The following is a 21243-nucleotide window of genomic DNA, read 5'->3' on the forward strand; positions in this document are numbered from 1 at the left end:
GCCGAGTCTGCCGAGTCTGCCGAGTCTGCCGAGTCTGCCGAGTCTGCCGAGTCTGCCGAGTCTGCCGAGTCTGCCGAGTCTGCCGAGTCTGCCGAGTCTGCCGAGTCTGCCGAGTCTGCCGAGTCTGCCGAGTCTGCCGAGTCTGTTCCTCAGGCGGAGACCCCGGCCGCACCAGTGCCGAAGCCGTCAGCGATCCCGACGCCGGCCGCCCTGGCCAGGGCCGTGCCGCACCCGGCGGTGACCGCCGTCGCTCCCCCGGCCATCACGACCGACCACTCGGCGTCGGCCGCCTTCGGTCGGGTCGACGAGAACGGCACGGTCTTCGTGCGCACCAAGGAGGGCGAGCAGGAGGTCGGCTCCTACCCCGGCGCCAGCGACGCCGAGGCCCTGACCTATTTCGCGCGGAAGTACGACGAGCTCTTTGCCTCGGCCGTGCTTCTCGAGCAGCGTCTCTCGCAGCCCGAGGTCCCGTCCAAGGACGTCGCCGAGGGGCTGAAAACCCTTGCGGCACAGGTGAAGGACGCGACCGTCGTCGGTGACCTCGATGCCCTGGCGACGAAGCTCGACGAGATCCAGTCCGGGCTCGCGGCCAAGCGCAACGTCGAGCAGCAGCACCGGGCCGAGGCGCGCGCGGCTGCGACAGCGGAGCGCGAGAAGATCGTGGCCGAGGCAGAGACGATCGCCGCCCAGCCCGAGAGCCGCATCCAGTGGAAGAGCAGCGGCGCCCGCATGCGCGAGCTGCTCGACGAGTGGAAGGCACACCAGCGCGCGGCCACCCGCCTCGACCGCGAGACCGAGTCGGCCATGTGGCAGCGGTTCAGCGCTGCCCGCAACGGCTTCGACAAGGCACGCCGCAGCCACTTCGCCGGCCTCGACGCCGCGCACGCCGATGCCAAGTCGGTCAAGGAGCGCCTCGTCGGCGAGGCCGAGAAGCTGGCGACGAGCACCGACTGGGCCGCGACCGCCGGTGGCTTCAAGCGCCTCATGGACGAGTGGCGACGTGCGGGCCGGGCGAGCCGGTCCGACGACGACAAGCTGTGGGCACGCTTCAAGGCAGCTCAGGACGCGTTCTTCGCGGCGAAGGACGAGGTCGTCGCCGCCGAGGAGGAGCAGTTCCGCGGCAACCTCACCGTCAAGGAGAGCCTGCTCGTCGAGGCCGAGGCCATCCTCCCGGTCACCGACCTCGAGAAGGCCAAGGGCCAGCTGCGCGTGATCCAGGACAAGTGGGATGCCGCGGGCAAGGTACCGCGGGCCGACATGGAGCGGGTCGAGAAGGCCATGCGTCGGGTCGAGCAGACCGTGCGTGACGCCGAGGACCGCAAGTGGAAGTCGAGCAACCCCGAGGTGGCCGCCCGAGCCAAGGCGATGGTCGACCAGCTCGAGCGCGCCGTCGCCGACCTCGAGGACGACCTCGCCAAGGCTGAGGCCTCCGGCAACGCCAGCAAGGTGCGCAAGGCCCGCGAGGCCCTCGAAGCCCGTCAGGTGTGGCTCGACCAGGCCCGTGCCGGCGTGGCCGAGTTCGGCGGCTGACCCCACCCCGACCGTCGAGAGGCCAGCTCCCCACCGGGGGGCTGGCCTCTCGTCTGCTCGGAGGAGGAAGTCGCGCTAGCTGCGCATGACCGCGTCGGTCGACTTGCTGCCGCTGACCCGGTAGACGTCGAACACGCCGTCGATGCGGCGCACCGCCTTGATCACGTGGTCGAGGTGCGCCGGGTCGCCCATCTCGAACGTGAACCGAGAGATGGCGACGCGGTCACGTGACGTCTGCACCGACGCCGACAGGATGTTGACGTGCTGGTCGGACAGCACGCGCGTCACGTCGCTGAGCAGGCGGTTGCGGTCGAGCGCCTCGACCTGGAGCTGGACGAGGAAGACGCTGGCCGAGCTCGGCGCCCACTCCACGTCGATGAGGCGCTCGGGGTTGGCGGTCAGCTGGTCGGCGTTGGTGCAGTCGACGCGGTGGACCGAGACGCCGTTGCCGCGCGTGACGAACCCGATGATGGGGTCGCCGGGCACGGGGGTGCAGCACTTGGCGAGCTTGACCCAGACGTCGGCCGTGCCGACGACCACGACACCGGGGTCACCCGGGCGCCGACGGCTGGCGGCCCGCGTCGGAACGGTTGCCTCGGCGAGGTCCTCGGTGGCGCCGTCGACGCCGCCCATCGACGCGACGACCTTGCCGACCACGTGCTGCGCGGAGACGTGCCCCTCGCCCACCGCGGCATACAGGGCCTCGATGTCCTGGTAGCGCAGGTCGGTCGCGACGGCCGTCATCGAGTCGTGGCTCATGAGCCGCTGCAAGGGGAGGTTCTGCTTGCGCAGCGCCTTGGCGATGGAGTCCTTGCCGGCCTCGATGGCCTCTTCGCGGCGCTCCTTGCTGAACCACTGCTTGATCTTGTTGCGCGCGCGCGGGCTCTTGACGAACTGGAGCCAGTCGCGCGACGGGCCGGCGCCGTCGGCCTTGGACGTGAGCACCTCGACGACGTCGCCGTTCTCGAGCGTCGACTCGAGTGGTACGAGCCGGCCGTTGACGCGCGCACCGATGCAGTGGTGCCCGACCTCGGTGTGGACGGCATACGCGAAGTCGACGGGCGTGCCACCCACCGGCAGCGCGACGACCGACCCCTTCGGGGTGAAGACGTAGACCTCGCTGCTGCCCATCTCGAAGCGCAGCGAGTCGAGGAACTCGCCGGGATCCTCGGTCTCGCGCTGCCAGTCAAGCAGCTGGCGCAGCCACGCCATGTCGTTCTGCGGGGTGATCTCGCCCGGGCGCGCGGGACCGCCCCCGCTGGCCTGGTCCTTGTACTTCCAGTGGGCCGCGACGCCGTACTCGGCACGACGGTGCATGGTGTGCGTGCGGATCTGGATCTCGACCGGCTTGCCCTCGGGTCCGATGACCGTCGTGTGCAGCGACTGGTACATGTTGAACTTCGGCATCGCGATGTAGTCCTTGAACCGGCCCGGCACCGGGTTCCACCGCGAGTGAAGGGCGCCCAGCGCCGCGTAGCAGTCACGCACCGTGTCGACGAGCACGCGGACCGCGACGAGGTCGTAGATCTCCTCGAAGTCTCGGCCGCGCACGATCATCTTCTGGTACACGGAGTAGTAGTGCTTCGGCCGTCCCGTGACGACCGCCTTGATCTTGGCGGCGGTGAGGTCTTCGGTGACCTGTCCGCGCACCCCGGCGAGGTACTCCTCACGGGCCGGCGCGCGCTCCGCGACGAGACGCACGATCTCGTCGTAGACCTTCGGGTAGAGCGTCGCGAACGAGAGGTCCTCGAGCTCCCACTTGATGGTGTTCATGCCGAGCCGGTGGGCCAGCGGGGCGTAGATCTCGAGGGTCTCGTTCGCCTTGCGCTTGGCCGACTCGGGGCTCACGTAGCGCCACGTGCGGGCGTTGTGGAGCCGGTCGGCGAGCTTGATCACGAGGACGCGGATGTCACGTGCCATCGCGATGACCATCTTGCGCACGGTCTCGGCCTGGGCGGCCTCACCGTAGGTGACTTTGTCGAGCTTGGTGACGCCGTCGACGAGCATCGCGATCTCGTCACCGAAGTCACGTCGCAGCTCGTCGAGGCCGTATGCCGTGTCCTCGACGGTGTCGTGCAGCAGCGCGGCAGCGAGGGTCGGGGGCGTCATGCCCAGCTCGGCGAGGATCGTCGTCACGGCGAGCGGGTGCGTGATGTAGGCGTCGCCGCTCTTGCGCATCTGCCCGTCGTGCGCGTGCTCGGCGACGGCATACGCCCGCTCGATGACCGAGAGGTCGGCCTTGGGGTGGTTCTGGCGGACGGCCGTCATGAGCGGCTCGAGGACCGGGTTGCCCGCAGGGCGCGCGGCACCGAAGCGAGCGAAGCGGGCGCGCACCCGCGACGGGGTGGACAGCTCGCTGCGGACGTCCTCGCTCATGAAGAGAGTCTAGGCGGTCGGCCCGAGGTCACACCGTGAGGATGGCGTTGACGGGCCGGTCCGCGAGACGGTCTCGGCCGTCGAGGAAGCCGAGCTCGATGACGAACTCGAGGGCGGTCACCTCGGCGCCGCCGCGCTCGATCAGCTCGCAGGCTGCTGCCGAAGTGCCGCCCGTGGCCAGCACGTCGTCGATGAGCAGCACGCGGGCACCGGACTCGAACGCGTCGGCCTGCACCTCGACCTCGGCGGTGCCGTACTCGAGGGAGTAGGAGGAGGCGATGGTGTCACCGGGCAGCTTGCCGGCCTTGCGGATCGGCACGAAGCCGAGCCCCAGGGCGAGGGCCACGGGTGCTCCGAAGATGAAGCCGCGAGCCTCGATGCCGGCGACCACGTCGACCCGACCCGAGTAGCGCTGCGCGATGTCGTCGACGAGGGACCTGAAGGCCGCCCCGTCGGCGAGGAGCGGGGCGATGTCCTTGAACACGACGCCCGGCTTCGGGAAGTCGGGCACGTCGCGGACCCTCGCTGCCACGAGGTCACTGGTCTGGCTCACGCCGGCTCCTGCTGGGTGTCGAGAGCGGAAATGCGGACAGGTGGCCCGCCGCGGCGGGCCACCTGTGTCAGCGGCGGGACTTGGGCGCGCGCTTGGGTTGGTTGCGCGGTCCGGCGGACTGGGCGTACTTGTGCACGGGTCGCGGTGCGCCGTCGGGCAGCCCGGTGGACGCAGCGGCCCCGGTGGAGTCGGACCCGACGGCGACCGTCTCGGCTGCGTCATCGGGCACCTCTGCCCCCGTTACAGCCGACGAGGCGCCGTGCCGCGCCACGTACTTGTCGAGCTGGCGGACGGCCGGCTCGTTGCGCCGCAGGTCGACGAGCAGCGGGGTGGCGATGAAGATCGAGGAGTAGGCGCCGACCCCGATGCCGATGAAGAGGGCGAGCGACAGGTCGAGCAGCGTGCCCGGGCCGAGCAGCGTGAAGCCGACGACGAGGACAGCGGCGATCGGCAGGAGCGCGACGACCGTGGTGTTGATCGACCGGACGAGCGTCTGGTTGACCGCGAGGTTGGCGGCCGCCGAGTAGGTGGAACGCTTGGTGCGGAACGCATCGGCGGTGTTCTCCCGCACCTTGTCGAAGACGACCACGGTGTCGTAGAGCGAGTAGCCGAGGATCGTCAGGAAGCCGATCATCGACGACGGCGTGATCTCGAAGCCGAAGAGCGCGTAGATGCCGACCGTGATGACGAGGTCGTGCAGCAGCGCCACCAGGCCGGAGACAGCCATCTTCCACGTTCGGAAGTAGAGCGCCATCACGATCGTCACGAGGATGAGGAAGACCACGAGACCCTGGATCGCCTGCTGGCTCACCGACTGGCCCCAGCTGGGTCCGATCAGCGAGGCGCTCACCGAGCTCGCCGGCACGCCGAACTCCTTGGCAAGGGCAGCCGTCGCCTCGTCGGTGCGCTCGGACGCGGCCTCGGACTGCACCCGGACGGTGTTCTGGCCGACGATCGTCGACACGACGTTGCCCTGGATGCCGGCGTCGGCGATGGCGGTCTGCGCCTTCTCCTCGTAGCCCTGGCTGTTGGTGACGCCCTGGATGCGGAACTCGGAGCCTCCGCTGAACTCGATGCCGAAGTTCAGACCCTTGACGAAGATGCCGACGAGGGCCAGGGCGATGAGCACGGCCGAGAGGGCGTACCAGGTCTTCTGGCGCTTGATGAAGTCGATCGAGCGCTTGCCCGTGTAGAGGTCGTTGCCGACCTGAGCGAAGTTGATCATGCCTGGGCCTTCCCCTCGGCGACGCGGGCCGAGCCCACGGTGGCGGGCGGGCGCTGGGTGCCGGGCGACCCGAACTGGCCACGGCCCCGGTAACGAAGGGTGTCCTTGGCGCCGAGGCGCTGCGGGTCGAGACCCGACCACTTGTGGCCGCCGCCGAAGAACGTGGTGCGAGCGAGCAGCTGCACCATCGGGTGGGTGAAGAGGATCACGACCGCGAGGTCGATGAGCGTCGTCAGGCCCAGGGTGAAGGCGAAGCCGCGCACGTTGCTCGAGGCGAGGAAGTAGAGCACACCGGCAGCGATGAAGTTCACGGCGTCGGCCGCGATGATCGTGCGGCGGGCGCGCTTCCAGCCGGTCTCGACGGCCGCGACGAGCGGACGTCCGTCACGCACCTCGTCACGGATGCGCTCGAAGTAGACGATGAAGCTGTCGGCCGTGACGCCGATCGCGACGATGAGGCCGGTGACGCCCGCCATCGTCAGTCTGAAGCCGTGCGTCGTGCCGAGCACCGTGACCGAGAGGTAGGTGATGATCGAGGCCACGACGAGCGAGGCGACGGTGACGAACCCGAGCGCGCGGTACTGGATGAGCGAGTAGACCACGACGAGCAGCAGGCCGACGAAGCCCGCGAGCAGGCCGATGCGCAACTGCTCCTCACCGAGCTGCGGCGTGATGTTGTCCTGCGTCTGCAGCGCGAACGAGATCGGCAGCGCGCCGAACTTCAGCTGCTCGGCGAGCTGCTTGGCCGAGTCGATGGTGAACGACCCGGTGATCGAGGCGCGACCGTCAGAGATGACGGCGCGTGCCTGGGGCGCCGTGATCACGCTCTTGTCGAGGACGACGGCGAACTGGTCGAGCGGCGGCTGGGACTGCAGTCCGTAGAGACGCTTCGTGACGGCCGCGAACTTGGCCTTGCCGGCGTCCTTGAACGAGAGCGCGACCTCGACGATCGAGGTGGGCTGGCCGTTCGGGCCGGGCTGGTAGCCGCTGCTCGCGTCGGCGATCTCGCTGCCGTTGATCTCACTCGGGCCGAGGACGTACTTCGTGGCACGGTCCTCGCCACACGTGGCGAGCGGCTGGTCGGGGTCGTCGAGGATCTTGTCGACGGCGCCGGGGGTCGCACAGTTGAGGGCGACGTACTGCTTGGCGACCTTGGTGGCTGCCTCGGCGGCCTTGGCCTGGGTCCAGCCGATGCCGGTGAGGCCCTTGACGGCTTGCGCCTGGATCGCGGCCTCGGTCTGGGCCGCAGTCGGCGCGGTCGGCGCCGCCGGAGCGGTCGTCGTCGCAGCAGGGGCCGGCGTGGTGGGCTTCGCGGTGGCCTTGCCCGTCGGCGTTGCCGGGGTGGTGGCCGCACGCAGGGCGCCGGGCACGGCGCCGTTCTGGGCGGTCGCGGACGTCGACGGTGTGGCCGCGCCCGTGGCGGACGGCGTGCCGGAGGCCGGCGTGGTGGGGGTGCCGGTCGCGGTGCCCGACGGGGTGGGCGTGCCGGTCGTGCCACTGCCCGGGCTGACCTGCGTCGCGTTGGTGTCGAGCGCCTGCACGAAGACGGCGCGGAACCGCAGCTGCGAGGGCTTGCGGATGGCGTCGAGCTGCTCGGGCGACGGCGTGCCCGGGATCGACACGACGATGTTCTGGCCGCCCTGGGTGGCGATCTCGGCCTCGGAAACCCCGTTGGCGTCGATGCGCTGGCGGATGATGTCCACGGCGCGGTTGACCTGACCCTCGTTGATCTTCTCGGCGCCGACGAGGACCGGCTGGAGCACGAGCTCCGTGCCGCCCTCGAGGTCGAGGCCCAGGCGCGGGGTGGTCGAACCGCCACCCCAGGCGGTGAGACCGCCGACGAGGCCGCCGAGGCCGAGGATGACGACGATCAGCGCCAGGAGGCTGCGTCTCGCCGACTTCTTGGTGGAGCTGCGTGCCACGAAACCCTCACTGACCGTTCTGGTGAGAACCCGGAGCTGCGTCCGCGGCATCGTCGGGGACCGAGTCGTTGCCCGTGGAGCCCGTGGTGCCCGTGGCGCCCTGGGCTGCCGGCGTGCCGGGCATCGTCGCGGCGTCGGCCTGCTTCATCGCGATGGCGCGGCGGTCGAAGCGGACCGTGGTGCCCTCCGCGATCTCGAGCCACGCGGTGCTCTCGTCCAGGTGCTTGACGGTGCCGTAGACGCCGGACGAGGTGACCACGTGGTCGCCGACGTTGAGCGACGAGCTGAACTCGCGCATCTGCTTCATCCGCTTGTTCTGGGTAAAGAACAGCCAGCCCAGCAGCAGCAGGGGCAGCGCGAAAATCAGCAACGAGAAGGCCCCGGTGTTGTTCATGTCAGCTCAGTCCTTCGCATCTTCGTCGGTCGTCCGGCGCACACCGCGACCCTTCGGTTCGGGTCGGGTCTCGCGTCAACGACCGGGAGCACCGGATGGTGCCGCGGCAGCGGCGATGGTGCCCGCAGGAGTCTACGTGCGCCGGTGCAGTTTGTCAGACCAAGGCGGGCCGTTGAGACGCAACCTCGTGTCACGTTTTGGTCGCGCTCGGCGGGCTGGAGACGGCGCCGAGGGCGTGGCTCGGTGGGCCCTTCACGAGTCGAAGCGGCCTCCGCCGGACTCCCCGATGGGCAGGGTCGCGGACCACATCGACTGGGCCTCGACCGGCGGCGTGAGGCCGAGGTGCTGCCAGGCGAGCGTCGAGGCAGCGCGGCCCCGAGGCGTACGGACCATGAACCCCTCGCGCACGAGGTAGGGCTCGGCGACCGTCTCGACGGTGTCGGGCTCCTCCCCCACCGCCACCGCGAGGGTGGAGAGGCCGACGGGTCCGCCGTTGAACCGGCGGCACAGGGCGTCGAGGACGGCCCGGTCGAGCCGGTCGAGGCCTCGCTCGTCGACGTCGAAGAGCTCGAGCGCCCGCCGGGCGGCGGAGTGGGTGACCCGGCCGTCGCCGTGCACCTGCGCCCAGTCGCGGACGCGTCGGAGCAGCCGGTTGGCGATGCGGGGTGTTCCGCGTGAGCGCAGGGAGATCTCGCGGATGCCGTCGTCGTCGGCGTCGAGGCCGAGGAGGCGGGCCGAACGGTGCAGGATCGTCACGAGGTCGGCGGCCGCGTAGTAGTCGAGGTGGCCGGTGAAGCCGAAGCGGTCGCGCAGCGGCGCCGGCAACAGGCCCGCCCGCGTGGTCGCCCCGACCACCGTGAACGGCGGCAGCTCGAGCGGGATGGCGGTGGCACCGGGACCCTTGCCGATGATGACGTCGACGCGGAAGTCCTCCATCGCGAGATAGAGCATCTCCTCGGCGGAGCGCGACATGCGGTGGATCTCGTCGAGGAAGAGCACCTCACCCTCGGCGAGCGACGACAGCACCGACGCGAGGTCGCCGGCGTGCTGGATTGCGGGCCCGGACGTGATGCGGATGGGTTGCTCGAGCTCGCTCGCGACGATCAGCGCGAGCGTCGTCTTGCCGAGGCCGGGCGGGCCGGACAGCAGCACGTGGTCGGGCGGAGTGCCCCGACGGCGGGCCGCCTTGAGGACGAGGCCGAGCTGCTCGCGCACCCGCGGCTGCCCGGGGAAGTCGTCCAGGCGCTTGGGTCGCAGGGCCGCCTCGACCTGGCGCTCGTCGGTGTCGCTGCGGGCGTCGACGATGCGGGCGGTCGCGTCGAAGCCGTCCTCCCACACGTCGGGTGCCTCGTCGACGTCCCAGGACCGGTCGACGCTCATCGCCCGAGCTCCTGCAGGGCTGCGCGCAGCAGGGCGGAGACCCCGGCGCCGTCGGCGGCCAGGGGTGCGACCTTGTCGAGGGCGTCGTCGGCCTGACGGGCCGTCCAGCCGAGCCCGACGAGGGCCTCGCCCACCTGCTCGCGCCAGGCCTCGCCGCTGTCGAGGTGGACCGGCTCTGCGTGCCCGGCCGAGCCCGGCAGCGCGCCGAGCTTGTCCTTGAGCTCGAGGACCATGCGCTCGGCGCCCTTCTTGCCGATGCCGGGCACCTTGGTCAGCGCGACGAGGTCAGCGGTGCCGAGGGCCACCCGCACGGCGTCGGGCGTGTGCACCGCGAGGACGGCGAGGGCCAGCCGGGGGCCGACGCCGGAGACCGTCTGGACGGTCTCGAAGACGTGCTTCTCGTCGTCGGTGGCGAAGCCGTAGAGGGTCAGCGAGTCCTCGCGGACGACGAGGCTCGTGGCCAGCTCGGTGGGCTGCCCCAGGCGCACCGAGGTCGCCGTGGCGGGCGTCGTGTGCACGAGCATGCCGACGCCGCCGACGCCGACCACGACGGAGTCGAGGCCGACCTTGAGGACGGTGCCGGAGAGCGAGGCGATCATCGGGGCTGGGCTCCAGGGGTGGGTCGGGTGGGTCGGGTGGTGCGGGCGAGCTGGTTGGAGGCGGCGCGCAGCCGCTGCACCGGCGGGACGGCGGCCGGCGGGACCCGACGGGGTATGCCGCTCCCCCGGCCTGCCGTGCGCGCGAGCACCTCGACCCGCGCCTCCTCGAGCCGGCTCTGCGTGCCACCGCGCCAGACGTGACAGATCGCGAGGGCGAGCGCGTCGGCGGCGTCGGCCGGTTTGGGCGGGGTGTCGAGTCCGAGCAGCCGGGTCACCATCGTGGTCACCTGTGCCTTGTCGGCGCGACCGTTGCCGCTCACCGCGGCCTTGACCTCGGTGGGCGTGTGGAGCGTGACGGGCAGACCGAGCCGCTCGGCGATGATCATGACGATGCCGGTCACCTGGGCGGTGCCCATGACCGTGGACACGTTGGTGTCGGCGAAGACGCGCTCGATGGCCACGGCCTCGGGCCGGTGCCGGGCGAACCACTGCCGCATCTCGTCCTCGACGGCCACGAGCCGCTTCGGCGTCGGGTCACCCGACGGCGTGCGGATGACACCGACCTCGACGAGGGACAGCTTGCGCCCGGGGACGCCGTCGACGACGCCCACGCCGCACCGGGTGAGCCCGGGGTCGACTGCGAGGACGCGCACGGCATACCTCCTTGGGGGCGTCGGGAGTCTCGGACCATCCGAACAGGTGTTCGGGACAACGCTAACCGCCCTCCCCCGAAACGACGGGAGGCACGCCGGTCCCCGGCGTGCCTCCGCACCTGATGTCGAGCCGGAGCTCACTCCTCGTCGTCGAGCTGCGCCAGCACGTCGTCGGGGATGTCGCCGTTGGCGAAGACGTTCTGCACGTCGTCGCTGTCCTCGAGGGCCTCGATGACGCGGATCATCTTCTTCGCGCCGTCGAGGTCGAGCGGGACCTGGAGGTTCGGCACGAACGATGCCTCGGCCGACTCGTAGTCGATGCCGGCGTCCTGGATCGCCTTGCGGACCGCGACGAAATCGGTGGCCTCGGAGATGATCTCCCAGGTGTCGCCGTTGTCGTTGACCTCCTCGGCGCCGGCCTCGAGCACGACCTCGAGGATGTCGTCCTCGGAGCCGGCCTCCTTGAGGACGGTGACGACACCCTTGCGGTTGAAGACGTAGGACACCGATCCCGGGTCGGCCAGCTGGCCGCCGTTGCGGGTCAGCGCCGTGCGAACCTCGGCGGCGGCACGGTTGCGGTTGTCGGTGAGGCACTCGATGAGCACCGCGACGCCGTTCGGCGCGTAGCCCTCGTACATGATCGTCTGCCAGTCGGCCGCACCGGCCTCGGCACCCGAGGCGCGCTTGACCGCGCGGTCGATGTTGTCGTTGGGCACCGACGTCTTCTTGGCCTTCTGGATAGCGTCGTAGAGGGTCGGGTTGCCGGTGGGGTCGGCGCCGCCCTGACGGGCCGCGACCTCGATGTTCTTGATGAGCTTGGCGAAGAGCTTGCCGCGCTTGGCGTCCTTGGCCGCCTTCTGGTGCTTCGTGGTGGCCCATTTGGAGTGGCCGCTCATGCAGTGTCCTCGCGTTCCGGTGACTGGCTGGCACCGGACTGCTGGAGTCGGTGCGCTCTGACGATCGAGACGAACTCGGCGTGGATCCGGCGGTCGCCGCCCACCTCGGGGTGGAACGACGTGGCCATCAGGTTGCCCTGCCGGACCGCGACGATCCTACCGGCGGCCGCTCCTTCGCTCACGCGGGCGAGCACCTGGACGTCCGGGCCGGCGTCCTCGACCCAGGGTGCGCGGATGAAGACGGCGTGCACGGTTCCGCTCGCGACGGGGTCGGACCAGGCGTACTCGAGGTCCTGCTCGAACGAGTCGACCTGGCGGCCGAAGGCGTTGCGCCGCACCGTCACGTCGAGGCCACCGAGGGTCTGCTGGTCGGGTCGGGCATCGACGATGCGGTCGGCGAGCATGATCATCCCGGCGCAGGAGCCGTATGCCGGCATGCCCTCCGCGATGCGGCGCAGCAGGGGCTCGCGCAGCTCGAAGGCGCGCACGAGCTTGTCCATGACGGTCGACTCGCCGCCCGGGATGACGAGGCCGTCGACCCGCTCGACCTCGGCGGGGCGGCGCACCGTGACGGCCTCGGCCCCCAGGGCGGTCAGCGCGTCGAGGTGCTCGCGCACGTCGCCCTGCACGGCGAGGACGCCGATGCGCACCCGCTCTCCTGGTGCCGGCGTCGTGATGGTCTCGCCGTCGGTGGTCGTGGTGCTCACCGGGCAAGCGTAGGGCTGCGCCGCGACCGATCCGTCGTGGGGCTCCCCGACGCGAGCCACCGACGAACCGTCTGGCATGCGAGACGGCTGTCGTACCTGCCCTGACGCCACGGCGAGCCCACCGGCTACGTTGCCGCCATGACGACGGTGCACACCCACGACGCCCTTCTCGCCCGCGCCGAGCGCGCCGACGCGGAGTCGCCGCTGCGCGACACGCGTGACCGCTTCGACCTGCCCGAGGGCGTCATCTACCTCGACGGCAACTCGCTCGGCGCCCTCCCCCGTGCCGTGCCGGCCGTCGTCGACGACGTCATGCACCGGCAGTGGGGAGAGCGGCTCATCCGGTCGTGGAACGAGGCCGACTGGTGGGGTGCCCAGACGCGGGTCGGCGACACGGTCGGCCGACTCGTCGGCGCCGCACCCGGACAGGTCGTCGTCACGGACTCCACGTCGGTCAACCTGTTCAAGGCGGTCGTCGGTGCGGGGCGCCTGCGCCCGGGGCGGCGCGTGGTGCTCACCGACCCCGACTCGTTCCCCACCGACCTCTACATGACCGAGTCGGCCGCCGCGCTGGCCGGTCTCGAGGTGCGTCGCGTCCACCCGCGCGATGCGGTGGCCACCATGAGTGAGATCGGTGAGGACCTGGCCCTCGCGTCCTACTCGAGCGTCGACTACCGCACCGGCGAGGTCTGGGACCTGCCGGCCATCACCGAGGCTGCGCACGCGGTGGGCGCGCTGGCGTGCTGGGACCTGTGCCACTCGGCCGGCGTGCTCGAGGTGGACCTCGATGCCGGCGGTGCCGACCTCGCCGTGGGCTGCGGCTACAAGTACCTCAACGGAGGCCCGGGCGCGCCCGCGTTCCTCTACGTGGCGCGGCGCCACCAGAACGACTTCGATCAGCCGCTCACCGGCTGGCAGGGCCATGCCCGTCCCTTCGAGATGCGCCCCGACTACGAGCCGGCCCCCGGCATCACGCGGGCGCGGGTCGGCACACCGCCGCTGCTGTCGGTGCTGGCCCTCGAGGCGGCGCTGACGGCATACGACGGACTCTCCCCCGCAGACGTGCGGGCCGCCTCGCTGTCGGTGACCGGCACGTTCATCGACGCCCTCGACGAGCTCGGTGTGGACCTGCCCCTGGCCACGCCGCGCGAGCCCGCACGCCGCGGCTCGCAGGTCTCGCTGCGCCACCCCCAGGCCTTCGCTGTCGTGCAGGCGCTGATCGCGCGGGGCGTCATCGGCGACTTCCGCGAGCCCGACATCATCAGGCTCGGTTTCGCACCGCTCTACGTGACCCACGTCGACGCCGTCCGCGCCGCCAAGCACGTGAAGGAGGTGCTCGACACCCGCGAGTTCGAGCAGCCCGAGTTCGCCGAGCGGGGTGCGGTCACCTGACGGGCGGTCGACGGAGTGCGGCGTCGACGAGCAGGTCGACGTTGGCGCTCCACTGCTCCGCCGACCCCACGCCGCGCGCCAGCGTGCGCACCTCGGGGTCGGTCACCGAGTCCTCGAGCACCTGCACGACCTGCTCGCGCACGCCCGCGAAGGGGCGGTCCCAGAACGGTTCGACCGGGTCGTCGACGGTGGGCAGTCCGGCGCCCCGCTGGATCCCGGTCAGCACGCGCAGAGCCTGGACGAGGCCTGCCTCGCGATCGGTCCACCGCGCTGCCGACACGGCGTCGGTCAGCGGTCGGGTGACGGCCTCACCGGCCGGGAGGGCCGACAGGCTCGTGCCGAGCCACTTCGCGTAGGGCGGCCACCGCCTGTGGAGCAGGTGCGCGAGGTGCATCGCCACGTGGGCCAGCCGGCCGGTGACGACGCGCGACCCGAGGTCGTCGCCACGCTCCCCCGTGCGCCCCACGAAGGGAAGCTCCTGGCCGATCCGCGCCCAGTCGGTCGCCACGAGGTGACGCCAGAGGTCGTCGGGATACCACTGCAGCCGACGACGTATGCCGTCCAGCTCGCCGTCGTCGTCGGCGAAGACCGCGCCCCCGACAATCTCCAGCACGGCCTGGCCGGTGAGCGACAGCCAGTCGTCGATGCCGAGGTCGCCGGTCGGGTCGACCCCGAGCCGAGACACCGCCAGGTCGCGCGCCGAGTCGACCTGGACCCGGTGACGCACGACGGGCTCCCACGTCGTCGCGAAACGTATCGGGTGGCCACGGAAGGAGTCCGGCAGCGTCGAGGCGAGGTGAACATCGACCTCTGGCACGGCCGCAACGGGGACGAGGAGGTTGAGGCGCAGGCCCCAGTCGTGGTCGCGCGACATGGCGTCGTCGAAGCCCAACACGTCGGACCCGCTCCCGAGCCGCCCTGCGGCACAGGGCATCCCGGGCCATCGACCGCGAACGAGCGGCTCGACGACGTCGGACCAGTAGGCCCGTGACAGCTCGGTTCCGGAACGGCTCACGCCCTGATGCTGCCATCACAGCGACGGCCGCCGCGGCCCGCGTGAGCACGAGCGGGGTCAGGAGTCCGGGCGCTTGCACACGGAGGGCGTCCACGCCACGACGCACGTATGCCGCCGCACCCGGTGGGGCACGGCGGCATACGTCAGCGGGATGCCGGGTGGGACCGGAAGGTCACCAGCCCCGCTCGGAGAGGCGGTGCGGCTGGGCGATCTCGTCGACGTTGATGCCGACCATCGCCTCGCCGAGGCCGCGCGACACCTTGGCGATGACGTCGGGGTCGTCGTGGAAGGTCGTCGCCTTGACGATGGCCTCGGCGCGCTGGGCCGGGTTGCCCGACTTGAAGATGCCGGAGCCGACGAAGACGCCCTCGGCGCCGAGCTGCATCATCATGGCGGCGTCGGCCGGGGTGGCGATGCCGCCCGCGGTGAAGAGCACGACGGGGAGCTTGCCGGCCTCGGCGACCTCCTTGACGAGCTCGTAGGGGGCCTGGAGCTCCTTGGCCGCGACGTAGAGCTCGTCCTCGGGGAGGCTCTGCAGGCGGCGGATCTCCTGGCGGATCTGGCGCATGTGCGTCGTGGCGTTGGAGACGTCACCCGTGCCGGCCTCACCCTTGGAGCGGATCATCGCCGCGCCCTCGGTGATGCGGCGCAGGGCCTCGCCGAGGTTGGTCGCGCCGCAGACGAAGGGCACGGTGAACTGCCACTTGTCGATGTGGTTCGCGTAGTCGGCCGGGGTGAGGACCTCGGACTCGTCGATGTAGTCGACGCCGAGGCTCTGGAGCACCTGCGCCTCGACGAAGTGGCCGATGCGGGCCTTGGCCATGACGGGGATCGAGACGGCCTCGATGATGCCGTCGATCATGTCGGGGTCGCTCATGCGCGACACGCCGCCCTGGGCGCGGATGTCGGCGGGGACGCGCTCGAGCGCCATGACGGCGACCGCGCCGGCGTCCTCGGCGATCTTCGCCTGCTCGGCGGTGACGACGTCCATGATGACGCCGCCCTTGAGCATCTCGGCCATGCCGCGCTTGACGCGCGTCGTGCCCTTCGAGCTCGTGGACTGCTGGTCAGCCGCGGGCGTGCTGCCCGTGGTCGGGGTGGTGCTCACGATGTCCTGCTTTCCCGTGATCTTGGGCTGGGGATGCACACAGGGTAGGCCCACGCGGGCACGGCGCACGACACGGTCCGCCGGCGGCCCCACGACCGCAGCCGGCACTGTGACGCACGTCGCTCCGCCGGGTGGTCGACCCGGCGTCCGTGAGCGTCGGTCAGGCGACCACGAGATGCTCGGGGGCCTCGTCGTTGAACTCGACGGTGCGCGGCAGAGGGGTGTAGCCGGCGAGATGGAAGGCGCGGATCGCCCACTTGCGCCGCACCCGGCGCACGTCGGTGACGGCGTCGTTGTGGAAGCGCCGGGCGAGCTGCACGCGGGTGCACGCCGAGCTGAGCCGGGCCAGCACGTCGGTGCCCAACGCCGTGGATCGCAGGTCGGCGACGGTCTCGGGCGTCAGGGCGACGTCGAGGGCCTCCGTGAGGTCGTTCTCAGCGAGCTCACGGTCGTCCCCGTGCTCGGCCGGCGCCTCGAGCGAGCCCGCGGCGGCGTTCGCGAGGATGAGCGAGGTCGCCCCGTCGAGCAGGCCGCTGTTGGCGAGCTCGACGGCTGCCTCGGCGCGGCGGACGAGCCGCGCGTCGAGGGCCGCGAGGGTTCCGCTCAGGCGCACGTGGAGACGGTCGAGCCGGGCCGCCGTGTAGCTGAGGTACCAGGCGATGACGACCAGGACGAAGAGGACCGCGAAGACCCAGGAGAGAACCTCGCTCACCGGGCACCCCCGCGCAGGAACCGGTTCCAGCGGCCCTGGGACGGGGTCGCCGCTGCCCGCCCCTCGATGACCGTCTCGTAGACGGCGAGGATCTTGTCGGCGACGACCGACCAGTCGAAGATGCGGGCCCGCTGCTGGCCGGCCCCGGCGAGTGCTGCACGACGCTCAGGGCTGCGGAGCAGATCGACGAGGGCTCGGGCGAGGTCGTCGGGCTGCTCGTTGGCGAACATCGCACCGGCGCTGCCGCCGTCGAGCACGCGCGAGAAGGCCGACAGGTCGCTCGCGAGCACGCACACCCCGGCGCTCATCGCCTCGATGAGGATGATGCCGAAGCTCTCTCCCCCGGTGTTCGGCGCGACGTAGACGTCGACCGACGCGAGGAGCGAGGCCTTGTCGGCGTCGGAGATCGCCCCGAGGAACTCACACGCTTCCACGACCGCGCTCGGCCAGCCCTCGGTCACCTCGTCGGGGTCGCCCGGCCCGGCGACGAGAACGCGGATCCCGGGCACTGCCTCGAGGATCGCGGGCAGTGCGGCGGCGAGCACCGGCAGGCCCTTGCGAGGCTCGCCCATGCGTCCCAGGAAGGCGATCGTCGGGGCGGTCGGCGTGCCGATCCACGCGGAGCGACGCGGCGCCGAGGCGAACCGGTCGACGTACACCCCGTTGGGGATGACGACGGCGTCGCCGCCCACGTGGGTGGTGACCGTGCGGCGGGCGTCCTCGCTCACCGCGATGCGGCCTGCGATCTTCTCGAGGCTGGGCCGGATGATGGGGTAGGCCGTCTGCATCGTGCGCGAGCGCAGCATCGAGGTGTGGAACGTCGCGACGATGGGGCCGTCGGCCGCCATGAGCGCGAGGACGCTGACGCTGGGCGTCACCGGCTCGTGGAGGTGGAGCACGTCGAACTCGCCGTGGTCGAGCCAGCGCCCCACCTTGGAGGCCGTCACGGGCCCGAAGTTGAGGCGCGCCACCGAGCCGTTGTAGCGCACCGCCGTGGCGCGGCCGGCTGACGTGACGTACGGGGGCAGCTCGGTCTCGCTGTCGGCAGGCGCCAGCACCGAGACCTCGTGCCCCTGGCCGATCAGGTGCTCGGCGAGGTCTCGCACGTGGAACTGCACCCCGCCCGGCACGTCGAAGGAGTACGGGCAGACGATGCCCACCCTCACGGGGTCGCCCCGGCGGCCGTGGTGGCGTCGTGCACGGGGTCCTTGGACGGGTCGAGGTCGTCGACGAAGACCCGCTGCAGCATGTGCCAGCTCGACGTGTGCTCGCGAATCGTGACGGCGAGGTGGTCGGCACACTGCTGGATGAGGTCGGCAGCCCTCGCCCCCGTCGGGCCCTCGACGCGAGGGACGAGGCGGTCGCTGAACTCGATGACGGTGCGGTGTCCGCCCAGCCCCTCGCCACGAGGCGCCGGTTCGTACCAGATGCGGGCGGCGTAGAGCGGGGCCCCGGTCATCAGCGACAGCACCGCCGGGCCCTTGGCCATGCGGGCGCGATGACCGAGCAGGTCGACCTCGACGCCGCCGTTGGTGAGGTCACGGTCGGCGGCCAGGGCGATGAGCCGTCCGCCGCCGCGTGCGGCCGTGAGCAGCCCGTGGAAGGGGTCGTCGCCCCCGGTCAGTGGGATGATGTCCATGTCGATCGAGCGCCGGAAGGCGACGAACTCCTGGTAGACCTCCTCCGGCTTCAGCCGCTCGGCGACCGTCGTCACGGGCATGAGGTTGCCCGCCGACCACGCTGCGGCGAGGTCGAAGTTGCCGAGGTGACCCACGAACACGATGGCGGCCTCACCGCGTGCCGACAGCTCGGCGACCTCCTCGGCCCCCCTGGTGACCACGGCGGCGTCGATCTGCTCACGCTTCAGCGACGGCAGGCGGAAGGCCTCGCAGTAGTAGCGCATGTAGGAGCGCATCCCAGCCGCCACGAGGTGCTCGAGCTCGCGCTCGTCGAGCTCAGGGCGCACGCGTCGGTAGTTCGAGCGCAGGCGCTCGATGCCCTTGCCACCCCGCCGGACGCTGATGTCGGCCACCCGGTCGAAGAGGGCGTATGCCGCCCGTTCCGGCAGGGCGCGTACGGCTGACCAGCCGATCTTGAACCCGAGGACGCTGACGGTGTCGGTGGCCCGGCGGACGACGGAGGTCACGCGCCGACCTCGCCGGACGCGAGGGCCTGGCGACGCACGGTCACCATGCGCTGGAGCACGGTGACGAAGCTGGCGACGGCCAGCAGGCCGAGCACGACGCCGAGGAGCAGCGTCGAGTTGAAGAGGTCGGCGAAGAAGGCCGCGACGAGCACCGCCACGAGGCGGTCGGCCCGCTCGGCGATGCCGACGTCGGCCGTGTAGCCGAGACCCTCGGCGCGCGCCTTGGCGTAGGAGACCACGCTGCCGAGGATCAGGCACGCGAGCGCGAGGCCCGCCATCCAGAAGTTCGCACCCGGGCCGGCGTAGTAGAGCACGAGCCCGCCGAAGATGGCGCTGTCGCCGATGCGGTCGAGCGTCGAGTCGAGGTAGGCGCCCCACTTGCTGGAGCGCCCGGACTCGCGGGCCATGATGCCGTCGACGTTGTCGGAGAAGACGAACGCCGTGATGACGAGCACCCCGATCCAGATGTTGCCGCGGGGGAAGAAGGCGAGTGCGCCGACGCAGACCCCTACCGTTCCGACGATCGTGACGATGTCGGGGCTGATGCCGAGACGGAGGAACAGGTGGGCGATCGGTGCGAGGATCCGGGTCATCGACGCGCGCAGGAGTCTGTTGAGCATGGTGGTGACAGCGTAACGACCGCGGCTCAGCCCGCGGGCCAGGCGGCTACGAGGCGGGCGCGGGTGTCCTCCAGCAGGACGGGAAGCGCCTTGGTCTGACCCACGATGGGCAGGAAGTTCGAGTCGCCGCTCCAGCGCGGCACGACGTGCTGGTGCAGGTGCGCGGCGACGCCCGCCCCCGCGACGGCGCCCTGGTTCATGCCGAGGTTGAAGCCGTGCGGCTCCGAGGCCCCCTGGAGGGCACGGATGGCTTGCTTCGTCAGGGCGGTGAACTCCGTCGTCTCCTCGTCGGTCAGGTCGACGTAGAGCGACACGTGCCGGTAGGGGCAGACGAGCACGTGCCCCGGGTTGTACGGGAAGAGGTTCATGACGACGTAGCAGTGCTCGCCGCGGTGCACGATCAGGCCTTCGGCGTCGGGCTTGCTCGGGGCGGAGCAGAACGGGCAGCCATGACCCGGAGCCTCGGTCGGCTTGTCGCCCAGGATGTAGGCCATCCGGTGCGGCGTCCACAGCCGCTGGAAGCCGTCCTCGACATGGGCGAAGTCCTCGGCCGCCTCGGGCGCGCTCCCCTGCTCCGTCATGGTTGTCGATCCTAGGGGGGCACCGGCGGGGAACGTGAGCGGCCCCGCGGTCTCACACACCGCAGGGCCGACACCATTGAACCGTGTCCTGGGCCCGAAGCCGAAATCGACACGCCTGGGACGAGCCACGCGGACCCGGACGCAGATCAGCCCCGCGGGTGTGAGAGCCGCGGGGCTGAGGTGCCAACGGGCGCGCCGGACGGCGCGCTGAGAGACCTGAGAGAGGTGAAGGCCCGGGAAGTATGAGTTCCCGGGCCTTCTGTTCTGTCTCACCGAGGTGAGTCAGAAACCGCTCCGCCGAAACGGATCGGTAAGTCATTTGTAGACCACGGCAGGGCGTCTGACAAGAGGATCCGCGAAGAATTCTCGGCGTACGCCGTCACAACCGGCGTGTCCGTGGCGACACCCCGTCCCGGGTGTCGTCGCGGGCCGAGCTTGCCCCCGTGGACGAGCGGAACCTAGGGTCCGGCTGTGCCCCTGCCGGACGAGTCCTATCCCTACCTCAGCGACGTCGTGAAGGCCCTCTCGGGCGTCGACCTGCCACTCCCGATGCCGATGTTCGGGCTCCTGGTTCTCGTCGCTCTCGTCGCCGCGACCTTCGTGCTGCGCCTCGAGCTGCGTCGGCGCTGGGCGACCGGAGAGCTCGTGCCCGAGGACCAGGGCAACGCAGCGGCCCCCAGGTCGCTCGAACAGCTCGACGAGTTCACGACGACGTTCGCGGCGGCGATGCTGCTGTCCGGTATCGCCGGCGCCAAGCTCTTCTCCGTGCTCGAGGACCCCGGCGCAGCCCTCGCGGACCCGGTCGGTCAGGTGTTCAGCAGCAACGGTTTCAACATCATCGGAGGCCTTGTCGTCGCGACTGCGGTCGGCGTCCTCATGCTGCGGCGCAAGGGGATCCGCGTCCCACCGTTCCTCGACGCGGCCGCTCCGGCGCTCATGCTCGGCTACGCCGTCGGACGAATCGGGTGCCAAGTCTCGGGCGACGGCGACTGGGGGGTCGTCGCCGACCCGGCCGGCAAGCCGGCGTGGTTGCCGACGTGGCTCTGGGCCCAGCAGTACGAGGGGAACATCGTCGGCGTCCAGATCCCGGCGCCCGGAGTCCACCCCACCCCCGTCTGGGAGACGGTCATCGGCCTCGCCCTCTTCGGCGTGCTGTGGGCACTGCGCCGGCACACGTTCCGCTCGGGCTGGCTCTTCAGCCTCTGGATCGTGCTGTCCGCGGTCGAGCGCCTGCTCATCGAGCCGTTCCGGGTCAACGAGCTGCACGGACCGTGGGCCCTCAGCCAGGCGCAGTACCTGTCAGCGGTCTTCCTCGTGGTCGGCCTGGCAGGTCTCGTGCGGTTCCGGGCCCGACGCACGTCGTCGCCGGGCCCGGAACCCTCGACGGTCAGCCCAGACTGACGGCGTAGACCTCGAAGCGGTCGTCGCCCGGCA

The 21243-nt window shown here is 71.0% G+C and carries 20 protein-coding genes; 3 read left to right on the top strand and 17 right to left on the bottom strand.

The features are described 5' to 3' along the window. Window positions 1–174: 174 nt before the first annotated feature. A complete protein-coding gene (locus AB4091_RS13725) occupies window positions 175–1530 on the top strand; it encodes a DUF349 domain-containing protein (RefSeq protein WP_442292313.1) in 1356 nt (451 codons plus the stop codon). A 75-nt stretch (window positions 1531–1605) separates the two neighbouring features. Here the strand turns inward: AB4091_RS13725 and AB4091_RS13730 are convergent, their stop codons facing one another. From AB4091_RS13730 to pdxT, 10 genes are all read right to left on the bottom strand, one after another. Then, window positions 1606–3906, bottom strand: coding sequence for a RelA/SpoT family protein (locus tag AB4091_RS13730; protein WP_442292314.1), 2301 nt, complete (start codon window positions 3904–3906; stop codon window positions 1606–1608). A gap of 28 nt (window positions 3907–3934) precedes the next feature. Beyond that, the gene (locus tag AB4091_RS13735; protein ID WP_442292315.1) at window positions 3935–4459 is read right to left on the bottom strand and encodes an adenine phosphoribosyltransferase; all 525 of its coding nucleotides are present in this window, start codon (window positions 4457–4459) and stop codon (window positions 3935–3937) included. A gap of 67 nt (window positions 4460–4526) precedes the next feature. Next, window positions 4527–5684, bottom strand: coding sequence for a protein translocase subunit SecF (gene secF / locus AB4091_RS13740; protein ID WP_442292316.1), 1158 nt, complete (start codon window positions 5682–5684; stop codon window positions 4527–4529). Continuing rightward, a complete protein-coding gene (gene secD, locus AB4091_RS13745; RefSeq protein WP_442292317.1) occupies window positions 5681–7606 on the bottom strand; it encodes a protein translocase subunit SecD in 1926 nt (641 codons plus the stop codon). Before secD ends, secF begins: the two co-directional genes overlap by 4 nt. Before the next feature lie 7 nt (window positions 7607–7613). After that, window positions 7614–8000 carry a preprotein translocase subunit YajC gene (gene yajC / locus AB4091_RS13750; RefSeq protein ID WP_442292318.1) on the bottom strand — a complete coding sequence of 129 codons (387 nt, stop codon included), beginning with the start codon at window positions 7998–8000 and terminating at the stop codon, window positions 7614–7616. Window positions 8001–8252: 252 nt separating this feature from the next. Continuing rightward, window positions 8253–9380 (bottom strand): Holliday junction branch migration DNA helicase RuvB, encoded by a 1128-nt coding sequence (gene ruvB / locus AB4091_RS13755; protein ID WP_442292319.1) that lies wholly within the window; start codon window positions 9378–9380, stop codon window positions 8253–8255. Then, window positions 9377–9979: a Holliday junction branch migration protein RuvA gene (gene ruvA, locus AB4091_RS13760; protein ID WP_442292320.1), complete on the bottom strand. Its 603-nt coding sequence runs from the start codon at window positions 9977–9979 to the stop codon at window positions 9377–9379. The genes ruvB and ruvA overlap by 4 nt, the downstream gene beginning before the upstream one ends. Then, window positions 9976–10632, bottom strand: coding sequence for a crossover junction endodeoxyribonuclease RuvC (gene ruvC, locus AB4091_RS13765; RefSeq protein ID WP_442292321.1), 657 nt, complete (start codon window positions 10630–10632; stop codon window positions 9976–9978). The genes ruvA and ruvC overlap by 4 nt, the downstream gene beginning before the upstream one ends. A gap of 137 nt (window positions 10633–10769) precedes the next feature. After that, window positions 10770–11528, bottom strand: coding sequence for a YebC/PmpR family DNA-binding transcriptional regulator (locus AB4091_RS13770; RefSeq protein WP_442292322.1), 759 nt, complete (start codon window positions 11526–11528; stop codon window positions 10770–10772). Then, window positions 11525–12235: a pyridoxal 5'-phosphate synthase glutaminase subunit PdxT gene (gene pdxT / locus AB4091_RS13775; RefSeq protein ID WP_442292323.1), complete on the bottom strand. Its 711-nt coding sequence runs from the start codon at window positions 12233–12235 to the stop codon at window positions 11525–11527. Before pdxT ends, AB4091_RS13770 begins: the two co-directional genes overlap by 4 nt. A gap of 138 nt (window positions 12236–12373) precedes the next feature. On the opposite strand from pdxT, the gene kynU reads away from it, so the two are divergent. After that, window positions 12374–13627 carry a kynureninase gene (gene kynU, locus AB4091_RS13780; protein ID WP_442292324.1) on the top strand — a complete coding sequence of 418 codons (1254 nt, stop codon included), beginning with the start codon at window positions 12374–12376 and terminating at the stop codon, window positions 13625–13627. Here the strand turns inward: kynU and AB4091_RS13785 are convergent. The 7 genes from AB4091_RS13785 to AB4091_RS13815 all read right to left on the bottom strand — a co-directional run bounded on the left by AB4091_RS13785 (window position 13620) and on the right by AB4091_RS13815 (window position 19809). Continuing rightward, window positions 13620–14642: a DUF4037 domain-containing protein gene (locus AB4091_RS13785; protein WP_442292325.1), complete on the bottom strand. Its 1023-nt coding sequence runs from the start codon at window positions 14640–14642 to the stop codon at window positions 13620–13622. The two genes, kynU and AB4091_RS13785, sit on opposite strands and share 8 nt — an antisense overlap. Before the next feature lie 172 nt (window positions 14643–14814). After that, complete coding sequence (pdxS, locus tag AB4091_RS13790; protein ID WP_442292326.1) at window positions 14815–15750, bottom strand: pyridoxal 5'-phosphate synthase lyase subunit PdxS; 936 nt, start codon at window positions 15748–15750, stop codon at window positions 14815–14817. A gap of 160 nt (window positions 15751–15910) precedes the next feature. Next, window positions 15911–16462 carry a hypothetical protein gene (locus AB4091_RS13795; RefSeq protein ID WP_442292327.1) on the bottom strand — a complete coding sequence of 184 codons (552 nt, stop codon included), beginning with the start codon at window positions 16460–16462 and terminating at the stop codon, window positions 15911–15913. After that, window positions 16459–17628: a glycosyltransferase family 4 protein gene (locus AB4091_RS13800; RefSeq protein WP_442292328.1), complete on the bottom strand. Its 1170-nt coding sequence runs from the start codon at window positions 17626–17628 to the stop codon at window positions 16459–16461. The genes AB4091_RS13795 and AB4091_RS13800 overlap by 4 nt, the downstream gene beginning before the upstream one ends. Beyond that, window positions 17625–18608 (bottom strand): phosphatidylinositol mannoside acyltransferase, encoded by a 984-nt coding sequence (locus AB4091_RS13805; protein ID WP_442292329.1) that lies wholly within the window; start codon window positions 18606–18608, stop codon window positions 17625–17627. The genes AB4091_RS13800 and AB4091_RS13805 overlap by 4 nt, the downstream gene beginning before the upstream one ends. After that, window positions 18605–19228: a phosphatidylinositol phosphate synthase gene (pgsA, locus tag AB4091_RS13810; protein ID WP_442292330.1), complete on the bottom strand. Its 624-nt coding sequence runs from the start codon at window positions 19226–19228 to the stop codon at window positions 18605–18607. The genes AB4091_RS13805 and pgsA overlap by 4 nt, the downstream gene beginning before the upstream one ends. 26 nt (window positions 19229–19254) lie before the next feature. Continuing rightward, window positions 19255–19809, bottom strand: a complete 555-nt coding sequence (locus AB4091_RS13815; protein WP_442292331.1) for an HIT family protein — start codon at window positions 19807–19809, stop codon at window positions 19255–19257. Between the two features lie 471 nt (window positions 19810–20280). Between AB4091_RS13815 and AB4091_RS13820 the strand changes: the two genes are divergently transcribed. Next, the gene (locus AB4091_RS13820) at window positions 20281–21210 is read left to right on the top strand and encodes a prolipoprotein diacylglyceryl transferase (RefSeq protein WP_442292332.1); all 930 of its coding nucleotides are present in this window, start codon (window positions 20281–20283) and stop codon (window positions 21208–21210) included. Window positions 21211–21243: the final 33 nt, after the last annotated feature.

This window comes from Terrabacter sp. 2RAF25, assembly GCF_052115265.1.
Taxonomy (GTDB): Bacteria; Actinomycetota; Actinomycetes; order Actinomycetales; family Dermatophilaceae; genus Terrabacter.